17 protein-coding genes, 3 tRNA genes and 1 pseudogene are annotated in these 26,450 nt (G+C 73.9%); 10 read left to right on the forward strand and 11 right to left on the reverse strand.

The annotated features are described in order from the left end of the window. Nucleotides 1-60: 60 nt before the first annotated feature. Nucleotides 61-1,419, forward strand: a complete 1,359-nt coding sequence (locus OG455_RS20795; protein WP_266295905.1) for an FAD-dependent monooxygenase — start codon at nucleotides 61-63, stop codon at nucleotides 1,417-1,419. Nucleotides 1,420-1,566: 147 nt separating this feature from the next. Next, the gene (locus OG455_RS20800; RefSeq protein WP_266295907.1) at nucleotides 1,567-3,243 is read left to right on the forward strand and encodes a long-chain fatty acid--CoA ligase; all 1,677 of its coding nucleotides are present in this window, start codon (nucleotides 1,567-1,569) and stop codon (nucleotides 3,241-3,243) included. 92 nt (nucleotides 3,244-3,335) lie between these two features. Here OG455_RS20800 and OG455_RS20805 read toward each other — a convergent pair whose 3' ends face one another. After that, nucleotides 3,336-6,728 carry a PAS domain-containing protein gene (locus tag OG455_RS20805; protein ID WP_266295924.1) on the reverse strand — a complete coding sequence of 1,131 codons (3,393 nt, stop codon included), beginning with the start codon at nucleotides 6,726-6,728 and terminating at the stop codon, nucleotides 3,336-3,338. 201 nt (nucleotides 6,729-6,929) lie between these two features. Between OG455_RS20805 and OG455_RS20810 the strand changes: the two genes are divergently transcribed. From OG455_RS20810 to OG455_RS20820, 3 genes are all read left to right on the forward strand, one after another. Then, nucleotides 6,930-7,020 (forward strand) — tRNA-Ser (locus OG455_RS20810). 155 nt (nucleotides 7,021-7,175) lie between these two features. After that, nucleotides 7,176-7,248, forward strand: a tRNA-Arg gene (locus OG455_RS20815). 39 nt (nucleotides 7,249-7,287) lie between these two features. Next, nucleotides 7,288-7,363: transfer RNA gene (locus OG455_RS20820), tRNA-Arg, on the forward strand. A 52-nt stretch (nucleotides 7,364-7,415) separates the two neighbouring features. Here the strand turns inward: OG455_RS20820 and OG455_RS20825 are convergent. Beyond that, a complete protein-coding gene (locus tag OG455_RS20825) occupies nucleotides 7,416-8,699 on the reverse strand; it encodes an MFS transporter (protein ID WP_266295926.1) in 1,284 nt (427 codons plus the stop codon). Between the two features lie 64 nt (nucleotides 8,700-8,763). Between OG455_RS20825 and OG455_RS20830 the strand changes: the two genes are divergently transcribed. The 4 genes from OG455_RS20830 to OG455_RS20845 all read left to right on the forward strand — a co-directional run bounded on the left by OG455_RS20830 (nucleotide 8,764) and on the right by OG455_RS20845 (nucleotide 14,694). After that, a complete protein-coding gene (locus OG455_RS20830) occupies nucleotides 8,764-9,393 on the forward strand; it encodes a helix-turn-helix domain-containing protein (RefSeq protein WP_266295928.1) in 630 nt (209 codons plus the stop codon). Between the two features lie 206 nt (nucleotides 9,394-9,599). Then, nucleotides 9,600-12,347 (forward strand): Ig-like domain-containing protein, encoded by a 2,748-nt coding sequence (locus OG455_RS20835; protein ID WP_266295930.1) that lies wholly within the window; start codon nucleotides 9,600-9,602, stop codon nucleotides 12,345-12,347. 89 nt (nucleotides 12,348-12,436) lie between these two features. Then, nucleotides 12,437-13,615 carry an SPFH domain-containing protein gene (locus tag OG455_RS20840; RefSeq protein ID WP_266295932.1) on the forward strand — a complete coding sequence of 393 codons (1,179 nt, stop codon included), beginning with the start codon at nucleotides 12,437-12,439 and terminating at the stop codon, nucleotides 13,613-13,615. Continuing rightward, complete coding sequence (locus OG455_RS20845) at nucleotides 13,612-14,694, forward strand: C40 family peptidase (protein ID WP_266295934.1); 1,083 nt, start codon at nucleotides 13,612-13,614, stop codon at nucleotides 14,692-14,694. Before OG455_RS20840 ends, OG455_RS20845 begins: the two co-directional genes overlap by 4 nt. A gap of 76 nt (nucleotides 14,695-14,770) precedes the next feature. Here OG455_RS20845 and OG455_RS20850 read toward each other — a convergent pair whose 3' ends face one another. After that, on the reverse strand, nucleotides 14,771-15,730 hold the full coding sequence (locus OG455_RS20850) for an aldo/keto reductase (RefSeq protein ID WP_266295935.1): 960 nt from the start codon (nucleotides 15,728-15,730) through the stop codon (nucleotides 14,771-14,773). Between the two features lie 125 nt (nucleotides 15,731-15,855). Here OG455_RS20850 and OG455_RS20855 point away from each other — a divergent pair, with 125 nt between their 5' ends. Next, nucleotides 15,856-16,053 carry a hypothetical protein gene (locus OG455_RS20855; protein WP_266295936.1) on the forward strand — a complete coding sequence of 66 codons (198 nt, stop codon included), beginning with the start codon at nucleotides 15,856-15,858 and terminating at the stop codon, nucleotides 16,051-16,053. Nucleotides 16,054-16,122: 69 nt separating this feature from the next. On the opposite strand, the gene OG455_RS20860 is transcribed toward OG455_RS20855, so the two are convergent. The 8 genes and pseudogenes from OG455_RS20860 to OG455_RS20895 form a co-directional block, all read right to left on the reverse strand. Next, the gene (locus OG455_RS20860; RefSeq protein WP_266295937.1) at nucleotides 16,123-17,172 is read right to left on the reverse strand and encodes an endo alpha-1,4 polygalactosaminidase; all 1,050 of its coding nucleotides are present in this window, start codon (nucleotides 17,170-17,172) and stop codon (nucleotides 16,123-16,125) included. Beyond that, complete coding sequence (locus tag OG455_RS20865) at nucleotides 17,169-17,978, reverse strand: spherulation-specific family 4 protein (protein WP_323185545.1); 810 nt, start codon at nucleotides 17,976-17,978, stop codon at nucleotides 17,169-17,171. Before OG455_RS20865 ends, OG455_RS20860 begins: the two co-directional genes overlap by 4 nt. Next, nucleotides 17,975-18,880 (reverse strand): NAD(P)-dependent oxidoreductase, encoded by a 906-nt coding sequence (locus OG455_RS20870; protein ID WP_266295938.1) that lies wholly within the window; start codon nucleotides 18,878-18,880, stop codon nucleotides 17,975-17,977. Before OG455_RS20870 ends, OG455_RS20865 begins: the two co-directional genes overlap by 4 nt. Nucleotides 18,881-19,002: 122 nt before the next feature. After that, nucleotides 19,003-19,707, reverse strand: a pseudogene (locus OG455_RS20875) (NDP-sugar synthase); the annotation flags it as partial. Nucleotides 19,708-19,766: 59 nt separating this feature from the next. Beyond that, a complete protein-coding gene (locus OG455_RS20880; RefSeq protein ID WP_266295939.1) occupies nucleotides 19,767-20,759 on the reverse strand; it encodes an SDR family NAD(P)-dependent oxidoreductase in 993 nt (330 codons plus the stop codon). A 109-nt stretch (nucleotides 20,760-20,868) separates the two neighbouring features. Next, nucleotides 20,869-22,374, reverse strand: coding sequence for a hypothetical protein (locus tag OG455_RS20885; protein ID WP_266295940.1), 1,506 nt, complete (start codon nucleotides 22,372-22,374; stop codon nucleotides 20,869-20,871). Further along, nucleotides 22,371-23,834, reverse strand: coding sequence for a GT4 family glycosyltransferase PelF (pelF, locus tag OG455_RS20890; protein ID WP_266295941.1), 1,464 nt, complete (start codon nucleotides 23,832-23,834; stop codon nucleotides 22,371-22,373). Before pelF ends, OG455_RS20885 begins: the two co-directional genes overlap by 4 nt. A 193-nt stretch (nucleotides 23,835-24,027) precedes the next feature. Then, complete coding sequence (locus OG455_RS20895; protein WP_266295942.1) at nucleotides 24,028-26,268, reverse strand: hypothetical protein; 2,241 nt, start codon at nucleotides 26,266-26,268, stop codon at nucleotides 24,028-24,030. Nucleotides 26,269-26,450 lie beyond the last annotated feature (182 nt).

Raw genomic sequence — 26,450 nt, forward strand, 5'->3', positions numbered from 1 at the left:
CTCCACTGGCCCTACTACGGATGTAGTGACTTGTCACTATGGACGTAGTACGGTGCTGTCATGAAGCAGCCTGAGAAGCACGCCACCGTCATCGGCGCCGGAATCGGCGGCCTCACCGCCGCGCTGGCCCTGCACCGGCGCGGTTGGCGGGTCACCGTGCACGAGCGGGCCGGCTCGCTCGACCCGATCGGCTCCGGCCTGAGCATCGCGCCCAACGCGCTGCGCGCCCTGGACCTGCTCGGGGTCGGCGACGCGATCCGGGCCCGCGCGGCCGCCCAGGGCGAGGCGGCGCTGCGGCGCCCGTCCGGGCGGCGGCTGGCCCGCACCAGCACCGAGGGCTTCGCCCGTGCCTACGGCGACCCGATCGTCGTGCTGCACCGCGCGGACGTGGTGGCCGCGTTGGCGGACCGCCTCCCGCCGGGCGTGATCCGCACCGGCAGCGAGGCCCGGCTGACGGACCCCGGCGACCCGGCGGACCCGGACCGCCCCGCCCTCCTGCGGCTCACGCCGGTCGGCGGGCCGCCGCCCGGCACCGGCGATCACCGCCCCACCCGCGAGCCCCGCCCCACCCGCGACCCCCGCCCCACCGGCGAGGGCGAGCAGCGGGCCGACCTCGTGGTGGCCGCCGACGGCCTGCGCTCACCCAGCCGCGCGCTGCTCTTCCCCGATCACCCCGGCCCCCGCTACGCCGGCTGCACCACCTGGCGCACCGTGGTGTCCCGCCCGGCGGGCCTGTCGATCCCGATCGGCGAGACGTGGGGCCGTGGCGCGCTGGTCGGCGCCGTCCCGCTCGCCGAGGACCGGGTCTACCTGTACGCCGCCGCCTGGACCCCGCCCGGAGGCCGGGCCGCCGACGGTGACGAGCGCGCGGAGCTGCTGCGCCGCTTCGGCGGCTGGTTCGCCCCGCTGCCCGCCCTGCTGTCCGCCGCCGACCCGGCCCGGGTGCTGCGCCACGACGTCTGGGAACTGGTCGACCCGCTGCCCGCCTTCCACCTCGGCCGCACCGCGCTGCTCGGCGACGCGGCCCACGCGATGACGCCGTTCCAGGGTCAGGGTGCCTGCCAGGCGATCGAGGACGCCGTGGTGCTGGCGCAGCATGCCGGCGCCGACCACGCCGACCACGCCGACCACGCCGACCACGCCGACCACGCCGACGGCGACGCCGGCCTGGCCGCCTACTCAGCCGCCCGGCTGCCCCGCACCACCCAGGTCGCCGCCCGCTCCCGCCAGGTGTCCCGGCTGGTCGCGCTGCGCGCCCCGCTCGCCGTCGCCGCCCGCGACACCGTGCTCGCGCTGGCCGGCCGACTGCCCGAGCGCGCCGTGGTCCGGGGCGCCGCGCCGATGCTCGACTGGCACCCGCCGACCTCCGCCGTGCCGAGCCTGGCGGGGGCGCGGCCCGTGCCGACCACCGGTCGTTGAGCTGATCGTCTCAATCGGGGGTGACCTACTGACATCCGTTCGTCCGGCGGGCCAGAATCGGCAGCGGACCATCCGGCTACTTGCCGGTAGCAACCCGCAGCGAGCAGGGTGGACCGCAGGCAGGCAGCCCGGTCAAGGAGGACCCGCGTGTTCAGCACCATGCAGGACGTACCGCTCACCGTCGCCCGGATCCTGGGGCACGGTGCGACCATCCACGGCCGGGCGACCGTGACCACCTGGACCGAGCAGGGCCCCGAGGTGCGCACCTTCGCCGAGGTCGGCGCCCGCGCCGCCCAGCTCGCCCACGCGCTCCGCGACGAGCTGGGCGCCACGCCCGACACCGTGATCGGGACCCTGATGTGGAACAACGCCGACCACTTGGAGGCGTACCTCGCGGTGCCCTCGATGGGCTCGGTGCTGCACACCCTCAACCTGCGGCTGCCTGCCGCGCAGTTGGCGTTCATCATCGACCACGCGGCCGACCACGCGATCATCGTCAGCGGCAGCGTGCTCCCGCTGCTCGCCGGGGTGCTGCCCCACCTCGCGCCGACCCTCCAGCACATCGTGGTCAGCGGGCAGGGCGACCGGACGCTGCTGGCAGGGTTCGCGGGCACCGTGCACGACTACGACGAGCTGATCGCCGGTCGCCCCACCGACTACCCGTGGCAGGAGGAGCTGGACGAGCGCAGCCCGGCGATGATCTGCTACACCTCCGGCACCACCGGCGACCCCAAGGGCGTGGTCTACAGCCACCGCTCGGTCTACCTGCACTGCCTGCAGGTCAATTCGGCCGCCACCTTCGGTCTCGCCCCGCAGGACATCGCGCTGCCGGTGGTCCCGATGTTCCACGTCGGCGCCTGGGGCATCCCGCACGCCGCGTTCATGTCCGGGGCGAGCCTGCTGATGCCCGACCGCTTCCTGCAGCCGCAGCCGCTGGCCGCCATGATCGAACGGGTCCGGCCCACCGTCAGCGCGGCGGTGCCGACCATCTGGAACGGCCTGCTGGACGAGCTCGACCACCCGACGGACCGTCAGGAACCCTATGACACCTCCTCGTTGCGTCAGGTGGTGATCGGCGGCTCGGCCTGCCCGCCGGCGCTGATGCGGGGCTTCGAGGAGCGCCACGGCATCCGGGTGGTGCACGCCTGGGGCATGACCGAGACCTCGCCGCTGGGCACCTTCGGCCTGCCCCCGGCCGGCCTGCCCGCCGACGAGGAGTGGGCCTACCGGGTCACCCAGGGCGTCTTCCCGGCCTCCGTGCAGGCCCGGCTGATCGGCCCCGGCGGCGAGCGGGTGCCGCACGACGGCGTGTCGGCCGGTGAGCTGGAGGTGCGCGGCCCGTGGATCGCCGGCGCCTACTACGGCGGGGCCGGCCGCGAACCGGAGCGCCCCGAGGACAAGTTCTCCGAGGACGGTTGGCTGCGCACCGGTGACGTGGGCACCATCACCGCCGACGGCTTCCTCACCCTCACCGACCGGGCCAAGGACGTGATCAAGTCCGGCGGTGAGTGGATCTCCTCGGTCGAGTTGGAGAACCACCTGATGGCCCACCCTGAGGTGGCCGAGGCGGCCGTGGTCGCGGTCCCCGACGAGAAGTGGGGCGAGCGGCCGCTGGCCACCGTGGTGCTGCGGCCCGGCGCCACCGTCGACCTGCGCGGCCTGCGGGGCTTCCTGGCCGGGCGGATCGCCTCCTGGCAGCTGCCGGAGCGCTGGGTGCTGGTGCCCTCGGTGCCCAAGACCTCGGTCGGCAAGTTCGACAAGAAGGTGATCCGCGCCTCCTACGCCGCCGAGGAGCTGGACGTCACGGTGCTCGGCAAGGACTGAGGCGCCGCGCCGTGCCGGGGCCGCCACCGGGGCCGGCTCCGCGGCCACGGCCGGTCGGCGGATGCCCGCCGGCCGTGGCCGTCAACCGGCCGTCAACCGGCCGTCGCCACCTCGCCCAGCGAGCCGATCCGGCCCAGCAGGTCGACGATCCGCGCCTGCACGTCGGCACTGGTGGAGCGCTCGGCGAGGAAGAGCACCGTCTCGCCGGTGCGCAGCCGCGGCAGCTCGGCCGGGTCCAGGTCGACCGAGGTGTAGACGACCAGCGGGGTGCGGTGCAGGCGGTCGTTGCTCCGCAGCCAGTCCAGCAGGCCCAACCGGCGGCGGCGGATCTGCAGCAGGTCCATCACCACCAGGTTGGGCTGCACGCTGCTCGCCTTGGAGACCGCGTCGTTCTCGGAGACGGCGTGCTCCACGTGCATGCCGCGCCGCTCCAGGCTGCTGGTCAGCGCGGCGGCGATGTCCGGGTCACCCTCCACCAGCAGCACGCGCGCGGCGTGGTTCTCGCTGTCGCGCGGGGCCAGCGCGCGCAGCAGCACCGCCGGGTCGGCCCCGTACGCGGCGTCCCGGGTGGCCTGGCCGAGCCCCGCGGTGACCAGCACCGGGACCCGGCTGTTGAGCGCGGCGGTGCGCAGCGACTGCAGCGCGGTGCGGGTGATCGGGCCGGTCAGCGGGTCGACGAAGAGCGCGGCGGGATAGGCGGCGACCTGGGCGTCCACCTCCTCGCGGGAGCGGACTATCACCGGGCGGTAGCCGCGCTCCTGGAGCGCCTGCTTGGTCGACGGGTCGGGCTCGGGCCAGACCAGCAGGCGGCGCGGGCGGCCGTCGGCGGTCGGGTTGACCATCGTCGGGTAGTCCGGGTACTCGGGCACCCGCGGCGCGGTGTCGGCACCCGGCACCGCCGGATCGTCCTCGCCGGAGAGCCGGGGCAGCCCGCTCTCGGTGTCCCCGGAACCGGACCCGGACCCGGAGCCGGAGCCCGGGTGGGTCCCCACGCCAGGGCCGGTGCCGGTTCCGGCGCCGAAGGCGAAGCCGGGGCCGCTGCCTGACGGCCCGTCGACCGCCGCGGGGGGCAGTTCGGCGATCGGCCGCGGCGGTGTGCGCGACTCGGCGGGCCCGGGTGCCGCGGGAGCGGCGGCGCCGGCCTGCGGGGTCGGGAAGGCGGCCGGGAAAGCGCTCGCGAAGCCGGACGGCCGCGGCGGGGCCAGCTCGCCCAGCCCGCTGCCCACCGGCACCTGCTGCGGCAGCGGCGGCACGATCGGCGGTGCCGCGGGCACCGGTGGTGCCGACTCGGTGAGGGCGAGCGCCGCCGAGGGGCCGGCCGCCGCCGGGTCCTCGCCGGCCCGGGCCGACTCCAGTGCGGGCTGCGCGGCCCCCGGGATGCCCAGGCGGCGGCGCCGCCCGGTCGGCTGCTGCTGCTCGGCGGCCGGACCGGGCGCGGGCAGTGGCGGTGCGGCGGGCAGCGGCGGCAGCGCGTGCTCCAGACCGGGGTAGCGCGGGGTGTCGAGGTCGGGCACGCCGGGCAGCGCGAGCGCGCCGGCGGGCGGTACCGCAGGGCCCGGCTGCGCGGGCAGCGCCCGCCGGCGGCGTGAGGGCTGGGCGGGCGGCTGCTCCTCGGCGCTCGGCCCGGGGCCGAGCGCGAACGGGCCGCGGGCCGCTTCGGCCGCCGGCGGGGCCCCTTCAGCAGCGTGCCCCTGGCTGCTCTGGCTCCCCGGAACGCCCGGTTCGACGGGGCCGGGGCCCAGGGCCAGTGGGCCGCGCCCGGTGCCGCCGTCGGCGCCGGCCTTGCGCGGGCTCGCGGCCCGGTCCGCCCCGGTGCTCCCGGGGTGCGCTCCGTCGGGCTCCGCGGCGCTGCCGGGCTCGTCCGTCAGGCCCGGCATCTCGGGCAGCACCGCCGTGTCGGTCTCGCGCGGCACCTGCCGCCCGCCGTTCGCCGCCGACCGCGCGGCCGCGGCGCTGGCCGCCGCCGGGTCGAGCGGCAGCTCCACCACGTAGGTGGTGCCCGCGTGGTTGGGCAGTTCGTGGGGCTGTAGCACGCCGCCGTGCCGCTCCACCAGTCCGCGCGCGATCGGCACGTGCACCCGGCTGCCGCCCCGCCCGGGGCCGCGCACCTCGATCCGGGCCACCTCGCCGCGCTGAGCCGCGGCCAGCACCACCATCGGCGCCTGGCCGCCGCCGGTGCCGGGGCCGCCGGACAGCTCGGTGCCGCTGACGTCGGCCACCAGGTGGGCGAGCGCCTCGGCCAGCTTCTCGTGGTCGGCGCTCACCTCGACGGCGGCGGCGTGCACCGAGAAGCGCAGCCGGCCGGGGCCGACCAACTGCCCGGCGAACTCGACCGCGCGCGCGATCAGCTTGTCCAGCGAGGTCTGCGCGCGGTCGAGCGAGTCGCCGTCCTCGCGGCCCTCGCCGGTGCCGGTCTCCTGCTCGTGGCGCTGGTGGGCCAGCACGCCGTCGACCAGCAGGCCGAACCGGCGGCAGTCGTCGGCCAACGCGCGCAGCGTCCAGTTCGCCTCCGGCCACAGCTGCCCGGCCGGGTCGCCGGCCAGCGCGTCGATCCGCTGCCGCAGTGCCTCCAGGGCGCCGCTGACCTCGGTCTCCAGCACCGCCGTCAGGTGGTCGGCGCGGGCGGTCAGGGCCAGCTCCCTGGTCCGGTCGGTGAAGGTCATCACCGCGCCGACCAGCTGGTCGCCGTCGCGCACCGGAGCCGTCGTCAGGTCGACCGTGACCGCCCGGCCGTCCTTGCGCCAGAGGGTGGCGCCGCGCACCCGGTGCTTGCGGCCCGAGGTGAGGGTGTCGAGCAGTGCGGACTCGTCGGCGGCCAGCGGGGTGCCGTCGGCGCGGGAGTGCTGGACCAGCGGGTGCAGCTCACGGCCGCCCAGCTCGCTGGCCCTGAAGTCCAGGATGTGCGCGGCGGCCGGGTTGACCAGCACCACCCGCCCCTCCAGGTCGACCCCGAGCACGCCTTCGGCCGCCGCCCGCAGGATCATCTCGGTCTGCTTGTGCTGGCGGCGCAGTTCCGCCTCGACGCCCAGCCGGCTGGAGAGGTCGCGGACCAGGAGCAGCAGCAGGTCGCCGGGGCCGGAGGCGCGCGGGCCGCCGTCCCGGTAGGGGTCGTACGGGACGAGCGGGGGGAGCGCGTAGCCGCGGCCCTCGCTGCTGTTCTCGTCGGCGAAGTCGTTGCCGGAGACCTCGACCGGGAAGGTGCTGCCGTCGGTGCGGCGGGCGGTCATCCGCACCGGCCGGTCGGCCTCCTCGCGGTCGCGCGGGGCCGGGCGCATCGAGCCGGGGATCCGGCTGGGGTCGAAGTCGGGGAGCAGGTCGAGCACGCCCATCCCCACCAGGGAGGTGCCGGGGGTCTGCAGGCTGCGGACGGCGGCCTGGTTGGCGTCCACCACGGTGCCGTTGCTGTTCACCAGCAGCAGCGCGTCGGGCAACGCGTCGAGTATCGCGGCGAGGCGAGCAGCGCCTCGGATCGGCCTGCTGCTCACGTCGACAGGTCTCCTCACGACTTACGACTTGCGGTTCGCGCTCGCGGACCGGGCTGCCTCCGGGGGTTGGAGTATCCCATTGTTTTTGCCGAGAGGACGACCCGCCTAGTAACGTAAGCGGTGGTTGGTGCCGGAGCCCCGAGCTGTGGCATCATCTCCTGCACGCGGAGCACACCGGAGACGGTGCTGGTCCGAGTGGATGGAGGCTTCGCCTAGTCCGGTCTATGGCGCCGCACTGCTAATGCGGTTTCGGGGTTATTCCTGATCGAGGGTTCAAATCCCTCAGCCTCCGCCCGATGGGAGCCCCGTCGACTTCGGTCGACGGGGCTCTCGGCGTCTGTGCGCCCGATCGGTGCTGACCCGCCCGGAACTTATCGATTTCACCCCAGGTCGACGGTCATGTAATGTTGTCCCCGCAACGCCCCGGAGGCCCAGCCGCCGGGGCGAGCGCTCATAGCTCAACGGATAGAGCACTTGACTACGGATCAAGAGGTTGCAGGTTCGAATCCTGCTGAGCGCACAGTTCCACCGCTCGCGGCTCCCCCTCGGAGCCGTCCGAGCGCTCATAGCTCAACGGATAGAGCACTTGACTACGGATCAAGAGGTTGCAGGTTCGAATCCTGCTGAGCGCACCACCTGATCGAAGGCCCCTCCCGCGAGGGGCCTTCGGCGTTTTCCGAGGCCGGTTCAGGCCGCTCGGGCCGGCACGGTGGCCGGTGCGGCCGGCGCCGTCGGCCAGCGCGCGGTCCACAGGGCCCGGCCGGCGGTCGAGGGCAGCAGGCCGAGGGCGAGCAGGGCGGCGAAGACGACCAGCGCACTGCCGGGCGACAGCAGGTCGAGCAGCAGGCCGGCCAGCATGCTGCCGAGCGGTACGCCGAGCATCACGGTCGTCAGGGTGATCGCGATCACCCTGCCGCGCAGCCCGTCCGGCACCTGCTGGAAGATCAGCACGTCGATCATCACCCGCAGTGCGGGCAGTGCCAGGTTCATCGCGGCGAGCGCGAGGAAGACCACCACCGGGCCGCCGGGCAGCAACAGGACGAGCAGCAGCGGGACGCAGAGCCAGGCCGCGCCCAGCAGGAGTCGGCCGGGGCCGGCCAGTCGGTGCAGTCGCCCCACCAGGAAGGCGCCGCCGATCGCGCCGGCGGCCTCGCCGGCCAGGGTGAGCCCGACGGTGGTGCCGTCGGCGCCGCGCGAGCGGAGCAGCACCAGGACCACCAGCGTCATGCCCGAGCCGACCAGGTTCAGCGGGATGGCCGCGCCGAGGGTGGCGCGCAGCAGCGGGCTGCCGAAGAGCAGCCGCAGCGGGGTGGTGGCCGGGGGGAGCGGTCCGGGCTGATGGCCGGGGTCGGCGTCCGGGTCCGGTGCGGCGGGGGCCGCCGCCCGGGCGGCGGGGGTGCGGGGGAGCGCGGCCCGGACGGCGGCGAGGGAGAGCAGCGAGCCCAGCGCGGTGCCGAGGATCGGCAGGGGCCGCCCGGCGGCGAAGAGCAGCCCGGCCAGCGGCGGCCCGAGCAGCGAGGTGCTGCTGCCGCGCAGTTCCTCCTGGGCCAGCGCCTGCCGGAGTTGGGCAGCGGGGACCACCGAGCGGACCGCGAGCATCCGGGACGGTCCGGCGTAGGCGCTCGCGGCGCCGGTCGCCGCGGCGACCAGCACCGCCTGCCCGAAGGTGAAGTGACCCAGTGCCAGCGCGACCACCACCCCCGCCGCCGCCAGCAGCCGCACGGTCTCGGCGAGGAGCAGGATCCGGCGCCGGTCGTACCGGTCGGCGACCGCGCCCGCGTGCGGCCCGCAGAGCAGTGCGGCGGTGAACTCCACGCTCGCGAAGGCTCCGGCGAGCACCGGTGAGCCGGTCGTGGCGAGCAGCAGCAGGGGATAGGCGGTGTCGGCGATCCGGGTGCCGAGCAGGGCGGCGGCGGAGCCGGCCCAGAGCAGCTGGAAGCGGCGATTTCGCCGAAGGGGAATGTTCACCATGTTGTGAATGGTTTCCTATGAGTGAGCGATCGCACAAGCCCTGAACGCCTGCCAGAATGGCCGGATGCTGGAAAGCGCGAAGGAACGCCTGGTCAATGACGCCGCGACGCTCAAGGTGCTCGCCGACCCGCTGCGCCTGGCGATCCTCGGCGCGCTGGCCAGGCATCAGCCGCGGCCGATGACGGTCAAGGAGCTGGCCGCCGAACTGGAGGAGCCGCCGACCAAGCTCTACCGGCACATCAAGCAGCTCGAAGGGGCCGAGCTGATCGCGGTCGCCGGCACCCGCCTGGTCTCCGGGATCGTGGAGAGCCGCTACCAGGTGCGCCAGTCGCAGATCCAGCTCTCGCCCGAGATCTTCGCCACCGACTCGGGGCACCGCCCGGAGGGGCTGGCGGCCGTGCTCGCTGTGCTGGACCTGGTGCGGCGCGATGCCGAGCGGGACTTCCTCGGCGACCGGATCGACTTCGGCTCCGCGTCGGAGGAGGAGCCAGGGGTGCCAGGGGTGGGCGGGGCGTTCCGGCAGAGCACCTTCCGGCTGCGGCCGGAGCAGGCCGTGCGGCTGCGGGACCGGCTGCTGGCGGTGCTGGACGAGGCGGCGCGGGCGGAGGAGGAGGTCGCGGTGCTGCCGGAGGCGGAGTGCGTCGAGGTGAAGGCCTTCACCATGCTGTACAAGGTCCGGACGGACGCTCCGTAGCCGTTGCGGCCGTCCGGGTGGTTGCGGGGGGCCCTGCCGAGTGGCATCCATGACAGAGCGTTAGATCGTGATTCCTTCTTGTCACATCGTGTGCACAGGAGGGTGTCATGCCCGCGAGATCGCCACGGAACGGCAGTCCGACCCGCCCCCGCCCCTGCCCCCGGCCCCGGCCTCGCGGCGCTACCCGCCTGCGGCGGCCGGTGGCGGTGGCGGCCGCACTGGCCGTCGCGGTCACCATCGGCTGGCTGCCGGCCGTCTCACAGGCGCAGCAGTCGCCGGACGGATGGTCCCAGGACCAGCGCGCGGTGCTGCGTTCCGGCCTGGCGGTCGACCTCGACTTCGCCGCCGAGCCCGGGGTCACCGCGTGGCCCGCCGCCGGGACACTGGCCGACGGCGCCTCGACCCCCTTCACGGACGGGATCCGCCCCGGAGCGCCCGCCGAGACCCTGCGGATCGACACCGACCGCCCGCAGCCGGACGGCAGCTGGCGCACCCTCGGCACCCTGCGGCTCAGCTTCTCCCGACCGGTGCGCGATCCCCGACTGCACGTCAGCGGCCTGGCCGGGGCGGCGTACGGCCCGGGCGGCCGCACCAGCTCGGCCCTGCGGCTGAGCGTCACCGGCGGCACCCCGGGCGCCCCCGCGCTGACCGCCCGCTCGCCGTGGCGGGGCTGGACGGCGGCCGGTGGCGCGCTCGCCCCCGCCGGCGTCGACGGCTCCGCCGACGCGGCCCTCGATCCGGCCGGCACCCTCGAACTCGACGGCACCTTCGACACCGCGACGTTCCGGGTCGAGCGCCGCGACACCGCCGCCCCCGGCAGTGCCACCGCGTTGCCCGACCTGCTCCAGGCGTTCACCGTCACGCTGGACGAGACGCTGGGCAGCGCGCCGGTCGGCTACGGGAACGCCTCGCACGTGATCTCCGACCTCTTCCTCGGCAGTGACGCCGCGGGCGCGGTGCCGACCGCCGGGCTCAGCCACCGCGGCGCCGGGCCCCAGCCGCCGCCGCAACTGCAGCCGGGCCGGGTCGAGCACACCACCAACGACCCCACCGTGGTCTTCCCGCCCGATGCGGCGATCGGCGGCTACTACGACGTCACGGTGCCGGTGAACCCCGGCCAGAGCGCGGCGACGCTGGCCGGCTGGATCGACTTCGACCGCGACGGACGCTTCGACCCCACCGAGCGGGCCCAGGTGGACATCCCCGCCGGGGCGAGCAGCGCGACGCTGGAGTGGATCGTGCCGCCGAACGTCGCCGCCGGGGACACCTGGGCGCGGCTGCGGATCGCCCGCGACCCCGCCCAGGTGGTGGCCGCCGACGGGTTCGCGGACGCCGGCGAGGTGGAGGACCAGGCGATCCGGCTCGGCGTCGGCGCGGCCAAGCCGGAACTCACCAACCCCCTGGCGGGCGCGGAGGTCGGCGATCAGCGGCCGGAGTTCTCCGGCGACAGCGGCGTGCCGGGCGCGACGGTGGCAGTCGAGGAGGGTCAGGTGACGCTCTGCCGGGCGACGGTGCGGGGCGACGGCGGCTGGAGCTGCCGGCCCGACGCGGCGCTCGCCGACGGGGACCAGACGCTCCAGTTGGCCGAGACGACGAGCGGGGGCGCGGAGCTGGCCGGGGACCCGGTGCGGATCACGGTCAGCACCACGCCGCCGGCGGCGCCGCTCTTCACGCTGCCCGCGTACACCAACGACCCCGGGCTGCTGCTGACCGGCACCGGCGGCGCCGGGAGCACGGTCTCGGTGGCGGAGGGCGACCCGAGCGGGGGCGGGGGTGGGAACGAGCTGTGCAGCACGGCCGTGCCGGCGGACCGCTCCTGGGCCTGCCTGCCGGTGGAGGAGCTCGCGGAGGGGCCGCACCTGCTGACGGCGACGGCGGTGGACGCGGCCGGCCACCACGCGGTCGGGCGGCCGACCGCGCTGGTGGTGGACACGGTGCCGCCCGCGAAGCCGGTGCTCACCGCGCCCGGTCCGGGCGAGGAACTGCACGTGGTGCGCCCTGGCCTGGCGGGCCGGGGCGAGCCCGGGGCCACCATCACGGTGCTGGCCGGCGGGGACGGGGCGCTGTGCGCGGCGGTCGCGGCGGTGGACGGCAGCTGGCGGTGCAACGCGCTGCGGGATCTGGGGGTGGGGGAGCAACTGCTCACCCCGACGGCGACCGACCGGGCCGGCAACGCGACGGCGGGGGACCCGGTGCGGGTGCGGGTGGCGGCGGCGAGCGCGAGTGTGGGCGTGAGTCCTACGCCGAGCGCGAGTGTGGGCGTGAGTCCTACGCCGAGCGCGAGTGTGGGCGTGAGTCCTACGCCGAGCGCGAGTGTGGGCGTGAGCCCTACGCCGAGCGCGAGTGTGAGCGTGAGCCCTACGCCGAGCGCGAGTGTGGGCGTGAGTCCTACGCCGAGCGCGAGTGTGGGCGTGAGCCCTACGCCGAGCGCGAGTGTGAGCGTGAGCCCTACGCCGAGCGCGAGTGTGGGCGTGAGTCCTACGCCGAGCGCGAGTGTGGGCGTGAGTCCTACGCCGAGCGCGAGTGTGGGCGTGAGTCCTACGCCGAGCGCGAGTGTGGGCGTGAGTCCCACCTCCGGTGCGAGTCCCACTCCCACCCGAACCGCGAGCCCTGCCTCCGGCGCGAGTCCGAGCGTGAGTCCCACGCCTGGCGCGAGTCCGAGCCCGAGCGCGAGCCCGAGTCCCAGCCCCACCCCCACTCCCAGCCCCACCTTCTCCGCCGCGTCCAGCTCGAACGGCGGTACCGCCTCGTCCCAGAAGTCGGTCATGCCGACTTCTCCCGCCGCTTCCCCGCAGCCCCTGGGCCCGCCGCCGGTCGCGGACAGCGCCTCGGTGCGGCGGGTCAGGTTCGGGGGGTGGCGGGCGGTGAGTTGCGGGGTGCTGCTGATCCTGGCGGGCACCGCCCTGATCACCCGGCGGCTGCTCGCCCGGGGCCCGGGCAGCCGGCGGAGGTGACCACGACACACTGTCAGCCAAATGTCGCATTTGCTGGGTTATGTACTTAATCTGACTGCGCGTAATACATCGACTCGGAGGATCCCCATATGGATGGCCCCCGCGACCTCGCCCATCGCACCCTTGCCGGGGCGACCCCGCTCCCGAAGAGGCCGGCGGCTGCCGCCGAGACTCAGCCGCTCCCGCTGCCGGCCCCGGCGGCCGCGCCCCGTCCGCAGCTTGTGGACACGCGGGCGGTGGTGGCCGCCCGCCGCCCGCCGAAGGTGGTTCCGGAGCTGCGTGAGCGGGGGGCGTTCGCGCTTCCCGGGTGGCTCGCGCTCTTCGCGCTGCTGCTCGCGGCGGCCTCGGTGGCCCTGGTGCTGGCCCGGGTCGGAGCGGTGCCGAGGCTGGCCCATCCGCTCCCCGATCTGCGCGGTGCCGCGGCCCGGGCGGCGGGTGGTCCGGTGGTCACCGGCTGGGCGCTGCTCGCGGCGGGTATCGGCTGTGCGGTCGGCCTGCTCCTGCTGGCGGGGCTGCTCGCGAACGCGGGTGGTGAGACCCGGGTGCTCAGCCGCTGGGGCCGCTACCGGGGGACGGTGCGCCGGACCGGGCTGCTCTGGGTCAACCCGCTGCTGCGTCGCCGCCGGGTGGACATCAGGCTGCGGCACTGGCGCAGCGATCCGGTGCAGGTCATCGACCGGAGCGGGACGCCCATCGTGGTCCGGCTGCTGGTGGTGTGGCGGATCAAGGACACGGCCCGCGCGGTCTTCGCGGTCGGGGACCACGAGGACTACCTGCGCGAGCAGATCCACGCGGTGCTCACCCGGGTCGCCAGCACCCTGCCCTGTGACAGCAACGCGGCGCCCGGCCCCGCGTTGCGCGACGGTCAGTGGTTCGCCGACGAGCTGACCCGGGGGGTGGCCGCCGAAGCGGCGCCGGCCGGTCTGGAGGTGTTCTCGGTGCAGCCGCTGGCCCTGGACTACGCGCCCGAGGTGGCCGACTCGATGCGCCGCCGGCGGCTGGCCGAGCTGGACGCGGGGCTGCGCACCGTGCTGGTGGACGACGCGGTGGAGGCGGCGGCGCTGGCGGTCCGCCGGCTGGAGCGGGCGACCGCCCATGAACTGGACAGGGCGGCCCGCAGCGCGCTGATGGAGCAACTGCTGGTCGCCTTCGTCGCGCCCGCCGGGGTGCCGAGCGCGCTGCCGGGCACCGTCCCGGCGCCGGCCGCCGGCCGCACCGCCGGGGCCACCGGGCAGAGCGCCAGGAAGAAGGAAGGGAATCGAGCATGAGGATAGCCACCGGTCCCGCCCTGATCGGCTTCGAGGAGCGGAGCGGCGAGCTGCCGGCGCCGCAGGTGTGCGGGTGCCCGCACTGCGTGGCGCGGACGGCGTCACTGGCCGGGCTCGCTCGGCGGCGCGCGCGAATACCGCGTGTGGGCCGTTCCCTGCGGGGGGCCTGCCTGGCCACCACCGTGCTCGCGGGCGCCGGCGTGGTCGGCCTCGGCTTCGGTGCCGGAACGGCCGCCGCCGACCCGGTCCCGAGCGGACTGGGGTGGGACGGGTCGAGGTACTGGTTCCAGAACGCGGCGGGCGAGTGGCGGTACACCAGCCATTACGACGTGTACGTGAGCCGGACGAGCCAGTCCGCTCAGTCCGCTCAGTCCGCTCAGCCCGTCCAGTCCGCTCAGCCGGTGGACGGCGGTGGCGACGGGATGCGGCAGGGCTGGGACGGGTCGAGGTACTGGTTCCAGAACGCGGCGGGCGAGTGGCGGTACACCAGTCACTACGACGTGTACGTGAGCCGGACGAGCCAGCCCGCTCAGCCCGCTCAGCCCGCTCAGCCGGTGGACGGCGGTGGCGAGGGGATGCGGCAGGGCTGGGACGGGTCCAAGTACTGGTTCCAGAACGACAGTGGTGAGTGGCGTTACACCACGCACTACGACGTCTACCTCAGCCGCACCGGCTCCGGTGCCGCCGCCACCGGCACGGCCGGCACCGCGAGCTCCTCCGCCACCGAGTCGGCCATCGCCTACGCCCTCGCCCAACTCGGCAAGCCCTACGTCTGGGGCGGTGACGGACCGTCCGGCTACGACTGCTCGGGCCTGGTGCAGCAGGCGTACCGCCGGGGCGGGATAGACCTGCCCCGGGTGGCCGACGACCAGTACGCGGCGACCACGCCGATCAGCGCCGGTCAGCTGCGCCGCGGCGACCTGATGTTCTGGTCGGACAGCGACCGCGCCTCCGGCATCCACCACGTGGCCATCTACCTGGGTGGCAACCAGTACGTCGAGGCCCCGCGCCCAGGGCGGAACGTGCGGATCGCGACGCTGAATGCCGGCTATTTCCCGAGCTACCTCGGCCGGCCGTAACGGGTCGCGGCGAGAGCTCGGCGCGGTGCGCGACCGGCCCCTGTCCACAGCCTGTGGACAGGGGCCGGTCGCCGTGTCACGCGGAGGCGGTGTCCAGCAGGGCCAGCTCCTCCGGGGTGAGCCGCAGGGTGGTGGCGGCCAGTAGCGGGGCGAGCTGCTCGACGGTGCGGGCGCTGGCGATGGGGGCGGCGACCGTCGGCTGGGCGGTCAGCCAGGCCAGCGCCACCGAGGCGGGCTCGACCTGGTGGGCGGCGGCGACGGTGTCCAGCGCGGCGAGCACCCGCGGGCCGCGCGGGTCGGCCAGGTAGCGGCGCGCGCCCTCGGCGCGGGCGCTCTCCACGCTCGGGCCGTCCGTACGGTACTTGCCGGTCAGGAAGCCGGCCGCGAGCGCGAAGTAGGGGACGGCGGCGAGGCCGTGCGCGGCCACCGTGTCGGCCAGTTCGCCCTCGTAGGTGGCGCGGGAGACCAGGTTGTAGTGCGGCTGCAGGGCTATGTACTTGGCCGTGCCCTCCCGGTCGGAGAAGTCGAGCGACTCGGCCAGCCGCTCGGCGCTGATGTTGGAGGCGGCGATCTCGCGGACCTTGCCCTCCTTCACCAGGCCGTTCAGCGCGCCGATGATCTCGGCCACCGGGACCTCGGGGTCGTCGAAGTGGGTGTAGAGCAGGTCGATCATCTCGATGCCGAGCCGGCGCAGCGAGGCCTCGGTGGCTGTGCGGATGTTCGCCGCACCCAGGCCCTTGGCCTGCGGGTGCTGGCCGATCTTGGTGGCCACCACGATCCGGTCGCGGTTGCCGCGGGTGCGCAGCCAGTTGCCCAGGACGGTCTCCGACTCACCGCCCTGGTTGCCGGGGGCCCAGGACGAGTAGACGTCGGCGGTGTCGACGAAGTTGCCGCCGGCCGCCGCGTAGGCGTCCAGCACGGCGAAGGACTGCGCCTCGTCGGCGGTCCAGCCGAAGACGTTGCCGCCGAGCGAGAACGGGAAGACGGACAGCTCGGAGGGGCCGAGCGGGACGGCGGGGGCAAGGGTGTCGGTCATGCTGCTGAACAACCCGCGCCGTGCGGCGGTCATTCCGGGGCGGGCGCTCACTCCGGGTCGGGCGCTCACTCCGGGGAGGGGTCGGACTGTCCCGGGCGGGCCAGGATTGGTTAGAGTCCCATGCCATGGCTGAGAACTATGAAGACCCCGCCGGCAGCACCCAGATGTTCCGGGCCTTTGTGGAGACGCCGGCGGCCCAGGCCCCGAGCAATGTCTCCGTGCACCGCAGTGGCGGCGGCAACAGCCGCACCGGCCTGATCGCGGCCGGTGCGGTCGTCGCGCTGCTCGTCGTCGTGGCGGTGGTCTGGCTCGCCGTCAAGTAGTACCTGGTCGGCCGGTATCTGGTCAGCCGATACCCGGTCGGCGCTGGTCCAGGCGGGCGCGGGCGGTGCTCAGCACGGCTCGCGCCACGCGTCCAGGTTGAGGTGCTTCTCCATCGAGCTGAGCTGGAGCTGCTTGGACTGCGCGCAGTACTGGCTGTTCGGCACGTTGTACTCGACGTGCAGCACCGCCTTGCCCTGCTTGATGAAGGGCGTCAACCCGTCGCACTCCTGGAACTCCGCGCACTGCTCGTCGACGGAGAAGTCGAAGTAGTCGACCAGCTGCGGGACCTGGTCCACGTCGTTCTTGAGTGCGACGGCCAGGCCGCGCTGATGGGCCAGTTGGGCGATCATCTTGTTGTAGGCGAGCTGGTCGTCGGCGGTGACCGGGAAGCCGGAGTTGTTGGAGTAGGCCTCCAGCAGGTCGGGTTCGACCGCGTCGAAGCCCTTCTCCTTGCACATGTCGAAGCGCTTGGCCAGCAGTGGCTGCAGCACGCTGATCTGCCGGATGTCGAACCACTTCTCGCCCTTCCAGCCGTCGCTGGAGCCGAGCACGGAGCTGGGGAAGGACGAGGCGTCGGGGCGGAAGCTCTCCCAGGCACCGACGTTGATGTAGCAGATCACCTTGCGGCCCTTGGCGTGCAACGAGGCGACCACCGAGGCGTCGTTCTCGAAGCCGTCGATGTCGTAGACCGGCGCGTCCACGGACTGGTCGACGGTGCCGCTGAGTTGCCACTGCCAGCTGGTGCCGGGGGCGGGGTGCCACAGGGCCTGGCCCGGGCCGCCCGGCGAGGCGGGCCCGGTGGCCGGCGCGGACGCGGGGTTCGACGCAGGTGCCGGTGAGGCCGACCCCGACGGCGCGGGCGGCGCGGACGGCGAGTGGGTACCGGCGCCCGGGGCGGAGGCGCTCGGGGCCGCGCTGGGTGAGCTGCTCGGCGACCCGGCGTCCGACGGGCCGGCGGAGGGACTCGGCTGCGCGGTGGGCGAGTTCGGCGCGCTGGTGGCCGGCGCAGGCGCGGGCGACTGCGAGTCGTCATCGCCTCCGCCGCTGGAGCAGGCGCTCGCGAACAGGCCGGTGGTCAGGGTCAGGGCCGCCAGCAGGGCAGCGGTACGACGGGTCACTGCGGGCACTCCAGGTGCGTCGGCTTCGATGGTGGAGTGGCGGGGTTTCCCGTGGCGGCGGGTGGCGGCACCACCAGCGCGAGCTGTGCCGGTGGTGTCTGTGGTGCGGGTGGTGCGGGTGGTGCGTCGGCGGTGCCGAGGCCGTAGGGCAGCTCGCTCCAGGGGTTGGTGCCCGACCCGGGGACCGCGCAGCCCACGCCGGCCCGGCGGGAGGCGAGCAGCGCGCCCGCCGCCTCGGCCCGCTCGGCCGGGACCCCGTAGACCAGGTGGCAGAACCGCTCGGCCGGGTGGTGACCCGTCCAGAGCGGCAGCACCAGGGCATCGTACTCGCTCCAGCTGCCCTCGAAGGTCACCAGGACGTCACCCAACTCGTGCCCGGCGAAGGATGGTTCGGGGTGCACGCCGTGGCCGAGCACGACCAGCTCGCAGCCGGCCGCGCGGGCCGCGGTGGTCAGCCGGCGATAGTGCGCCAGCGCGGCCTGGTGGGCCGCGGCCTGGTCGAAGTACACCCCCGTGGTGCCGTACCACTGGCGGTGGTTCAGCACCTCGGCGACGACCTCGGCGTGCGGGCGGCGGCCGTAGCCGGTGTCCACGTAGCCCAGCAGCGGGATGCCGGCCCCGGCGAGCTCGGCGGCGGCCTGGACGAAGGCCTGGTCGGGCTCGGGGCCCGGGCCGTTGGCGACGTTGAGCACCACGGCCCGGACCCGCTCGGGGCCGGCGGCCGCGACCGCCTGCCAGGCCGCCGGGTCCACCGCGGGGTGGACGTACAGCGGCACCAGCAGGCGGGCCGCGGAAGTGCTGTTCATCGGTGGTCGGCCGCCGGTGGCTCGGCGGACACACTGGCCCAGAGGTCGCGCAGACTCTGCTCCAGCGGGATCAGGGGCTGCCAGCCGAGCGTCCGCCCGGCCAGCGAGATGTCCCCCTGGTGCCAGGAGACGGAGGCCGAGCGGTCCGAACCGGCTCCCGTCTCCTCGATCCGGCCGGTGAACCCGGCCGCCGCCACCAGGCCCTCGGCGATCGCCCGGACGGGCTGCGCCCGGCCGCCGGCGACGTTGAGGATGCGCGGCAGCGGCTCCGTGGACAGCGCGGCGGCGACCACCGCCGAGGCGACGTCGCGGGCGTCCACGAAGTCGCGGTAGGCGGACAGGTCACCGACCGTGACCACCCCGCCGGGGTGGGCGGCCAGCTCGGCCGCCAGCCGCCCGGGCAGCGAGGCCGCCGAGGCGCCCGGGCCGACCGGGTTGAAGACCCGCAGCGAGACCGCGTCCAGTGCGGACTCGGCCACCGCCAGGGTCCCGGCCAGCTTGGTCGCCCCGTAGATGCCGGTCGGGCGCGGCAGGTCCCGCTCGCTCAGCGAGCTGCCGTACTCGGCCGGGCCGTACTCGCCGGCCGAGCCCAGATGGATCAACCGGGCCTTGGGCAGCCCGAGTTCCAGCGCCTCGACGAGCATCGCCGGACCCCGGGCGTTGACCTCGCTCTGGTGCCGGGCGCCACCGGCCACCGCACCCGCGCAGTTGACCACGAGCTGGGGCCCCAGGCGCCCCAGCTCGGCGGCCAGTGGCTCGACCTGATCGATCGTCAGGTCGAGGCGCAGGTCGTGGGACGGACGGCGGCCCGCGGTCGCCAGTTCGGCGTCCGGCAGCTCCCGCAGGGCGGCGGCGATGTGCTGCCCGAGGAAGCCGTCCGCACCCAGCAGCAGGATCCTCACGCGGCCCGCCCGTCCGCCGCGCCGACCGGGGCGGCTTCGGTCGGGTCCAGCTCGATGGCCTCCTCCGCCACGCCGGTGGCCGCCCGGGAGAGCTCGTTCAGCGAGCGCTCGGTGCGGTCGTCCCGCAGTAGCAGCGAACGGCGCGCGGCGAACTCGGCGTTGGCCCGGTCGTAGTCGTCGGGCCGGCCGATGTCCAGCCAGTAGCCGTTGAACTCGTAGGCCGACGGCGGGGTCCGGGCCGCGAGCAGGTCCAGGACCAGCTCGTCGAAGCCCAGCGGCAGCCCGGGCGTGTAGCTGGTCAGCGCGGCCCGCGAGACGCCGTAGACGCCCATCGAGACGCGGTAGTCCATGCTCGGCTTCTCCCGGAAGCCGGTGATGGTGCCCGCCTCGGTGGTCAGCACCCCGAAGTCGATCTTGACCTCGCGCGCGTAGGTCGCGATGGTCAGCGGCGCCTTGGACGCCTCGTGGTGCTTCAGCACCCCGGCGAAGTCCAGGTCGGTGAGGATGTCGCCGTTCATCACCAGGAAGTGCTCGGGCAGCCGGTCGAGCATGGTCAGCAGCGGGCCCATCGTGCCCAGCGGCGTGTCCTCGACGGCGTAGCCGACCCGCAGCCCCCACTGCGAACCGTTGCCGACGTAGGCGCGGATGATGTGGCCCAGGTGCCCGATGGCGAGCGTGACGGTCTTGAAGCCGGCCGCGGCCAGCTGACGCATCACGATCTCCAGGATGGCGTGCTGGTCGCCGATCGGGACCAGCGGCTTGGGCAGGGCGGTGGTGTAGGGCCGGAGCCGGACGCCCTTGCCCCCGGCCAGAATCACTGCGTGCATGGTGGTCTCCCCCACGATTTGAGGTGGACGTGCTCAGACGAAGTTGATGTTGGACGGGCTCACACGTTGTACAGGTCGGTCTTGTAGCGTGCCAGGTTGGCCGGGTCGCGGAAGAAGGCGATGGTCTTCTCCAGGCCCGCCTCCAGCGAGTGCGCCGGCGCCCAGTCGGTGGCCGCGCGCAGCCGGCTGGCGTCGGCGACCAGGCGCATCACCTCGGAGTTGGCCGGCCGCAGGCGCTGGGTGTCCTCGCGGACGCTCAGCTCGACCTCCATCAGCTTGCCGACCAGGGTGACCAGGTCGCCGACCGAGATCTCGCCGCCGGTACCGGCGTTGAAGGTGCGGCCGACCACGGTCTCGGCCGGCGCGGTGCCCACCGCGTGGAAGGCCGCGGCGGTGTCCTTGACGAACATGAAGTCGCGGGTGGGCCGCAGGTCGCCCAGGGTGATCTCCCGCGTCCCGGCGGCGATCTGCGCGATCACGGTCGGGATCACGGCCCGCATCGACTGGCGCGGGCCGAAGGTGTTGAACGGCCGCAGGGTGACCACCTGGGTCTCGAAGCTGGCGTGGTAGGAGTCCGCCAGCCGGTCCCCGCCCGCCTTGGAAGCGGCGTACGGGGACTGGGTGTTGATCGGGTGGTCCTCGGTGATCGGTACGGTCTGCGCGGTGCCGTAGGTCTCACTGGTCGAGGTGTGCACCAGCCGCGGGACGTCCAGGTGGCGCACCGCCTCCAGCACGTTGAGGGTGCCGCTGACGTTGGTGTCGATGTAGGAGTGCGGGGCCTGGTAGGAGTACGGGATGGCGATCAGCGCGGCCAGGTGGTAGACGGCCTCGGTGCCCTTGACCAGGCCGTTCACCGATCCGGGGTCGCGCACGTCGCCGAGGACGATCTCCACCGAGTCGAGCGTGTCCGAGTCAAGCGTCTCCAGCCAGCCGAAGCTGGAGAACGAGTTGTACTGGACCATGGCGCGCACCCGGTGCCCGTGGGCGACCAGGTGCTCGGTCAGGTGGGAGCCGATGAATCCCTCGGCGCCGGTGACTGCGACAGTGCTCATGTCGGGGAACTGCCTTCTCTGTGTGGTGTGGTGGCAGGGAATCAGTGCGGGTGCGGTCAGTGTGCGGTCAGTGGTGCGGGTGCGCTGTGGTGCGCTGTGGCGCTCGTGCTCAGCGGTGCCGGGTGGTGCGGCCGAGGACGATCACGGCCAGGGGGACCAGCAGCGCGGCGGCTGCTCCACAGCCGTACAGCTGGACTCTGGTCGGATCGCCGCCGATCAGCAGAACGGTGCTCTCGAACCCGGCCGCCGCGAGGCAGAGGCCGGCGGTACGCCAGGCGACCGACAGCGCCTGCAGCAGCAGTGCCGTCCACAGGGTGGCGGCGAGCAGCAGGAGTGCGGCCAACTGGGTCGGACCGATCAAGGGGGCGTGTGCCCAGAGGGCGGTGCCCGCGTAGTCCAGCGCGGCCACCGCGAGCAGGTAGCCGAGCAGGCAGCCGAGCAGCACCAGGGCGGTGCGGCGGCGGAAGTCGCCCGGACTGGTGCTGATCCGCAGCGCCGTGGTGGCCAGGCTCCGGTAGCGGTAGAGCAGCCACTCGGCCAGGCCCAGGCTCAGGGTGAGCGCGACCAGGGCAGGCCCGGTGGCGTTCGCGCCCGGCGAGGGCGGCGCGTCCGGGTGCACGGCGTGGTGCAGGGTCGGGCCGAGACCGGCGATCATGGTCAGCGTGCCGACCGCGAGCCCGAACAGCCCGGAGGCGGCGGTGGCCGACCAGGCGGGCCCGGCCGGACCGGAGCCGTCGCCACTGAGGCAGCGGTGGAGCTGCTGAGCGGCCAGGCCCACCGCGGCGGCCAGGGTGGCCAGCAGGATCGCCGCCTTCGCCCAGCCGGGCAGCGGGACCAGGCGCACCAGCACCGCGCCCGCCGCGGACGGCGTCAGCGCCGCCAGCAGCAGCTTCTCCTGGCCGAGCACCAGCAGCACGGTGGCCGCGCCCAGGTAGGCGGACTGCCCGATGGTGAACAGTAAAGCCGCCAGCGGGCCGCCGATCAGCCAGCCGGCGCCCGCCGCCAGCAGCGCGCCCAGCGGCGCGCCCACCGCCAGGGTGCGGGCCGCCGAGCGGCGGTCGGCCAGGCTCAGCCAGCCGTACGCCCGGTGCGCCAGGGCCTGGTTGAAGGCCCAGCTCAGCAGGGTCGCGGCGGCCAGCGCGGCCATCCCCGAGGGCAGGCCGAAGCGCGTCCGGTTCGCGGCGAAGAGGCCGGCGCCCAGCAGGTAGCCGAGCCCGGGCAGGGCGAAGACCAGCCCGCGCAGCACGCAGCGCCACGGGTCCGCCCGCCAGGGGTCGGTGGCGGCCGGGGGCGGGCCCGGGTAGCGGCGGGCGACCTTGGCGAACAGGTCCTCGGCCAGCGTGAAGGCGTCGGCCCGGCCGTAGACCAGCGCGGCCTGCTCGTCGGTCAGGCCGTCCGACTCCAGGAACGCGGCGATCTCGTAGGGGTGCACCGCGTCGGCGCACAACTCGGCGAGCCGCTCTGCCAGGTCGTCCAAGGGGTCCGGGGAGAGCTCGGGCAGGGCAGGGGTCGAGGCAGGCCGGGGACGGCGGCGCGGCAGGGTGCGCAGGAGCATCGTCTCCTCCGCCCAGCCGGGGGTCCCCTCGTCGGGGACCAGGCGCAGCGGCCCGCTCATGCGGCCCCCTCGGCCGCGGGCTGCAGCACCGTCAGACCGGTGTTCTCGTCGTTCTTCTCACCCAGCAGTTCGGCGTAGATGCCGCGGAAGGCGTCGATGGTCTGGCGCAGCGTGAACTGCTCGACCACCCGGATCCGGGCGCCGGCGCCCATCACCGCCCGGCGCTCGGGATCGCGCAGCAGTTCGAGGGCGGCCCGCGCCATCGGCTCGGGCTCGCGCGGCGGCACCACCAGTCCGGTGTCGCCCACCGCTTCGCGCACCCCGCCGACATCGGTGGAGACGGTGGCCCGCCCCGAGCTCATCGCCTCGATCAGGGTGAACGGGAAGCCCTCGCTGATGCTGCTGAGCATCACGATGCTGCCGGCCGCGTACGCGTCCTTGATCTCCTCGACCCGGCCCTCGAAGACCACCGAGTCGGCCAGGCCCAGCTCGGCCGCGAGCGCGATGCAGCCGTCGCGGTAGCCCTCGGCACCGCGCGCGGTGCCGCCGAACAGGCGCAGCCTGGCCTCGGGCAGCTCGGCCTTGACGATCGCGAAGGCGCGGATCAGGGTCTCCAGGTCCTTGATCGGGTCGACCCGGCCCGCCCAGCTCATGGTGGGCAGCTCGGGCTCGGGCCCGGCGGCCGGGAAGAGTTCGGGGTCGACCCCGTTGTAGACGGTGCGGATGTTCTCGGAGGGCGTGCCACCGCGCTCCTCCCAGCGCCGGTTGTACCGGTTGCCGGGGGTGACCAGGGCGGCGCGCGCGTAGCTCTCCTCGGCGAGCATCCGGTAGAAGCCGAGCAGCAGCGCCTTGACCGGCCAGCGGTAGGGCCCGGTGCGGTAGCCGAGGTAGCGCTCGCGCAGGTAGATGCCGTGCTCGGTGAGCAGGAACGGCACGTTGTGCTGCTGGGCCGCTATCAGCCCGGGCAGCGCGGCCAGGCCGCCGCTGACCGCGTGCGTCACCCCGTCGCTCGGCACCTCGACCACCAGCGGGCGCAGCGCGTGCTCCAGCAGGTCGGTGGCGTGCAGGGCGTCGTGCAGGGTGGGCTCGGCGGCGGCGGTGGACAGGTAGGGGCGGTGCCAGACCTGCTGCAGGGTGCGCAGCGCCCCCTCGCTGCGCAGCGCCGGGGCGAGCAGGCCGCGCCGGGCGAAGTCGGCGAAGCCGTACAGCTCGGTGCCGAAGTGGGTGGCGTAGACCGGGTCGAGGACGGAGTGCAGGAAGCGCTCGTAGGCGTCCAGGAAGCGGCGGAGCTCGCGGCCGCGCGGCGGCTTGCCGGGCAGCGGCGGCCCCCACAGCGGTGCGGTGGTGACCGTGCGGACCTGGCGGGGCAGCTCCCAGGCCAGCGGCTCGCTGCCGGTGCCGGTCACCGCGATGATGTCGAACTCGACGTCGGGCATGCCCTGGACGAGTTGGTCGCACCACACACTGACGCCGCCATGCGCGTGCGGGTACGTCCCCTCGGTGAGCAAGGTGACTCGCATCTTGCTTCCCTTCCCCCCAAATCGGCTGCGCCCGGTGGCGGCCGGGCGCAGCGCCGGTACGGGCCGCGCGGGGTCGCCGCGCGGCCCGTACCGCCGCGTTGTGGTGCCGGTGGTACGCGTGGAGCTAGTTGGTACTGGACTTGCTTGCCTTGCGGTGGTGCGTGGTGCCTCAGGTGGCGCCTTGCTTGCTGACCTACTTGGTGCCGGCCGGCACCAGGGACTTGCCCTTGGTGCGCTGGGTGTCACCGGGACCGACCGGGACGGCCTTGGCGGTGCCGGCCGGGACGGTGGTCTTCGGCGCCTTGGCGGTCTTCTGGGCCGCGGTGGCGGCCGCGTTGACCGTGGCGGCCGGAGCCTTGACCGAGCTCGGCGCCGCCGCGGCGGCCAGCTGCAGGGTCACCGAGCCCTGGAAGGTCCCGGGGGAGACCCAGCCGGAGAGCGAACCGGCGTAGGCGGTGCCGAAGGCCGAGCTGCCGAGCAGCTGCTGCTGGGTGGTGCCGGTCGGCATGGTGGCCTCGACCTGCACCCCGGAGGGCGCCTGCACGGTGACCGTGTTGCCGATCCGGTACGCGGTGACCTGGCCGGCCGCGACAGCCGCGTTCCAGGCGGAACGCTTCTGCAGCTCGGTGCCGATCGCGCTCTCGCGCAGGTTCACGATCGGGGTGTTCGCCGCGTAGAGGCTCTTGTACGTGCCGAGGATCGAGTTGAGCACCGGGTAGGCGATCTGGTCCTCGGCGAAGTTGGACTGGTGGATGAAGTTCGGCCGCGGGTCGTTGTTCATCACGTAGCCGAGGTCGATCTTGGTCTGCATCGGCACGATGTACGAGGCGTACCCGGTGGTGGTGTCCAGCGCGGCCGGCAGGCAGGTGGAGTTGCCCGAGGTCTCGCAGATCCCACTGCCGCCGTTGGCCTTGCTGGTGTAGATCCAGTTGTACTCGTCCACCTCCTCGTTGGTGTGGCCCGCGTTGTAGAACACGTTCATCGGGTAGCGCGGCACGGTCAGCGTGGAGCTGCCGACGGCGCGCTGGTTCGGCTCGCGGGAGGCGTCCGAGCCGGTCCACTTGATCCCGTTGGCGGCCAGCGCGGGCGCCAGGTTCGGGTTGTCGGTGGGCTGCTGCGGCAGCGTCACCAGGCCCGAGTGCTCACCGGTGATCAGCTCGCTCGGGTCGGTCGGCAGACCCTGCTGCTTGGCCCAGGCGGTGTTCTCGGAGATCTCGGTCTGGATGGTGTTCTCGTCCACCCACTGGGTGTTGCCGCTCGTGTCGGTGGAGCAGACCCACGGCACCACGGTGACGTTCTGGACGCAGCCCAGGAACGGGTGGTCCCAGGTGTGGTTGATGAACCGGAACGAGCTGGAGTTCGCCTTGAAGGCGGTCAGCAGCGGGTCGGTGGTGGTGTTGTTGTCCGACTCCCAGTCGGCGCTGCCGCCGCCGTTGAAGGCGAAGTCGAGGGTGAAGTTGTTGGCCTTCTCCCACGCCACCACGGTGTTGACGTCCGACGGGGTCATCCGGATCGGGTCGTTGTCGGTGTTGTTGCTCCCCGGCGGGCAGGTGACGTCACCGGGGGTGCACTTGAGCGTGGTGTCCCAGCGGTCGTCGGAGAGGAACAGGTCGTCCACGTGGACCGCGAAGTAGTTGCGGTCGTAGCCGAGGTGGATGCCCTGGGTCAGCCAGTCCACGAAGCCGCGGGCCAGCAGGCGGTACTGCTGCTGGTACTGGTTGTAGACGAAGGTGACCACCAGCTCCTTGCGGCTGTCGTGGTCGTACTCGCCGACCAGCGAGCCGCGCGAGCCGGTGCCCGGGATCGGCGCGTCCACCAGGGGGGTGAACGAGGCGCCGGTGGGCAGTGCGGCCGAGGCCAGCGGGGTGGCCAGGTACCCGTAGCTGGTGGAGACCCCGGGCTCCGGCTGCTCGAACGGCACGTTGCCGCTGAGGTAGCCGAACGGCCCGGACAGGCCGGCCGTGGTGACGGCGCCCTGGGTGCCGTCCAGCGAGCCGATGTAGCCCGGGTTCTGCGCCCAGTTGAGGCCCACGTTGGGGTTGGCGTAGGTGTAGGCGTCGATCTGGCGGATGCCGAAGGTGGCCTCGTAGGAGGCGAGCGCGGTCATCTCGGCGGAGCCGGTGCCGAACGGGTTCTCGTTGGGCAGCACGACGCCCTGGAACTTCGCCCGGGGGGCGCCGTTCACGGTGTCGCTGAGGTAGCCGGCGGTGATCGTCGGACGGTTCGGGTCCGACAGCTTCACCACGGTGTACGGGGTGCCCTCACTGGCGAGTTCGGCGGTGATCGCGGCGGTGGCGGGACCGCCGTCGTCGACCACCAGCACGGTGAGGTCGATTCGGTTCTGTACCGCCGCGAAGGCGGTCGAGGTCTGCAGTCCGGCAGCCAGCAGACCGGCTGCCGCGCAGGCGGCAGCACGACGGGTCGCTCGACCCATGTTCGGTGTTCCTCCCCATGAAAAGGACGGACTGCCCCCGCGTCCGACCTTTGATGTTTCTGTGTCTCCCCCGCGTCGCACGGCCCGCCGTGCGAGGCACTGCGGAACATGGTGGGGCAGAACTACCTGGTTTATCGGCCGAATGGGTGAGAGTGCAGCGAATCTGTCATAGACGTTCACTT

Source organism: Kitasatospora sp. NBC_01287, assembly GCF_026340565.1.
In the GTDB taxonomy this organism is placed as follows: domain Bacteria; phylum Actinomycetota; class Actinomycetes; order Streptomycetales; family Streptomycetaceae; genus Kitasatospora.

What these genes read in the sequence shown, in the direction of transcription:
- OG455_RS20795 (WP_266295905.1), top strand. Translation starts at nt 61, where the DNA reads ATGAAGCAGCCTGAGAAGCACGCCACCGTCATCGGCGCCGGAATCGGC.
- OG455_RS20825 (WP_266295926.1), bottom strand. Translation starts at nt 8,699, where the DNA reads ATGGTGAACATTCCCCTTCGGCGAAATCGCCGCTTCCAGCTGCTCTGG.
- OG455_RS20830 (WP_266295928.1), top strand. Translation starts at nt 8,764, where the DNA reads ATGCTGGAAAGCGCGAAGGAACGCCTGGTCAATGACGCCGCGACGCTC.
- OG455_RS20840 (WP_266295932.1), top strand. Translation starts at nt 12,437, where the DNA reads ATGGATGGCCCCCGCGACCTCGCCCATCGCACCCTTGCCGGGGCGACC.
- OG455_RS20845 (WP_266295934.1), top strand. Translation starts at nt 13,612, where the DNA reads ATGAGGATAGCCACCGGTCCCGCCCTGATCGGCTTCGAGGAGCGGAGC.
- OG455_RS20850 (WP_266295935.1), bottom strand. Translation starts at nt 15,730, where the DNA reads ATGACCGACACCCTTGCCCCCGCCGTCCCGCTCGGCCCCTCCGAGCTG.
- OG455_RS20855 (WP_266295936.1), top strand. Translation starts at nt 15,856, where the DNA reads ATGGCTGAGAACTATGAAGACCCCGCCGGCAGCACCCAGATGTTCCGG.
- OG455_RS20865 (WP_323185545.1), bottom strand. Translation starts at nt 17,978, where the DNA reads ATGAACAGCACTTCCGCGGCCCGCCTGCTGGTGCCGCTGTACGTCCAC.
- OG455_RS20880 (WP_266295939.1), bottom strand. Translation starts at nt 20,759, where the DNA reads ATGAGCACTGTCGCAGTCACCGGCGCCGAGGGATTCATCGGCTCCCAC.
- OG455_RS20885 (WP_266295940.1), bottom strand. Translation starts at nt 22,374, where the DNA reads ATGAGCGGGCCGCTGCGCCTGGTCCCCGACGAGGGGACCCCCGGCTGG.
- pelF (WP_266295941.1), bottom strand. Translation starts at nt 23,834, where the DNA reads ATGCGAGTCACCTTGCTCACCGAGGGGACGTACCCGCACGCGCATGGC.
- OG455_RS20895 (WP_266295942.1), bottom strand. Translation starts at nt 26,268, where the DNA reads ATGGGTCGAGCGACCCGTCGTGCTGCCGCCTGCGCGGCAGCCGGTCTG.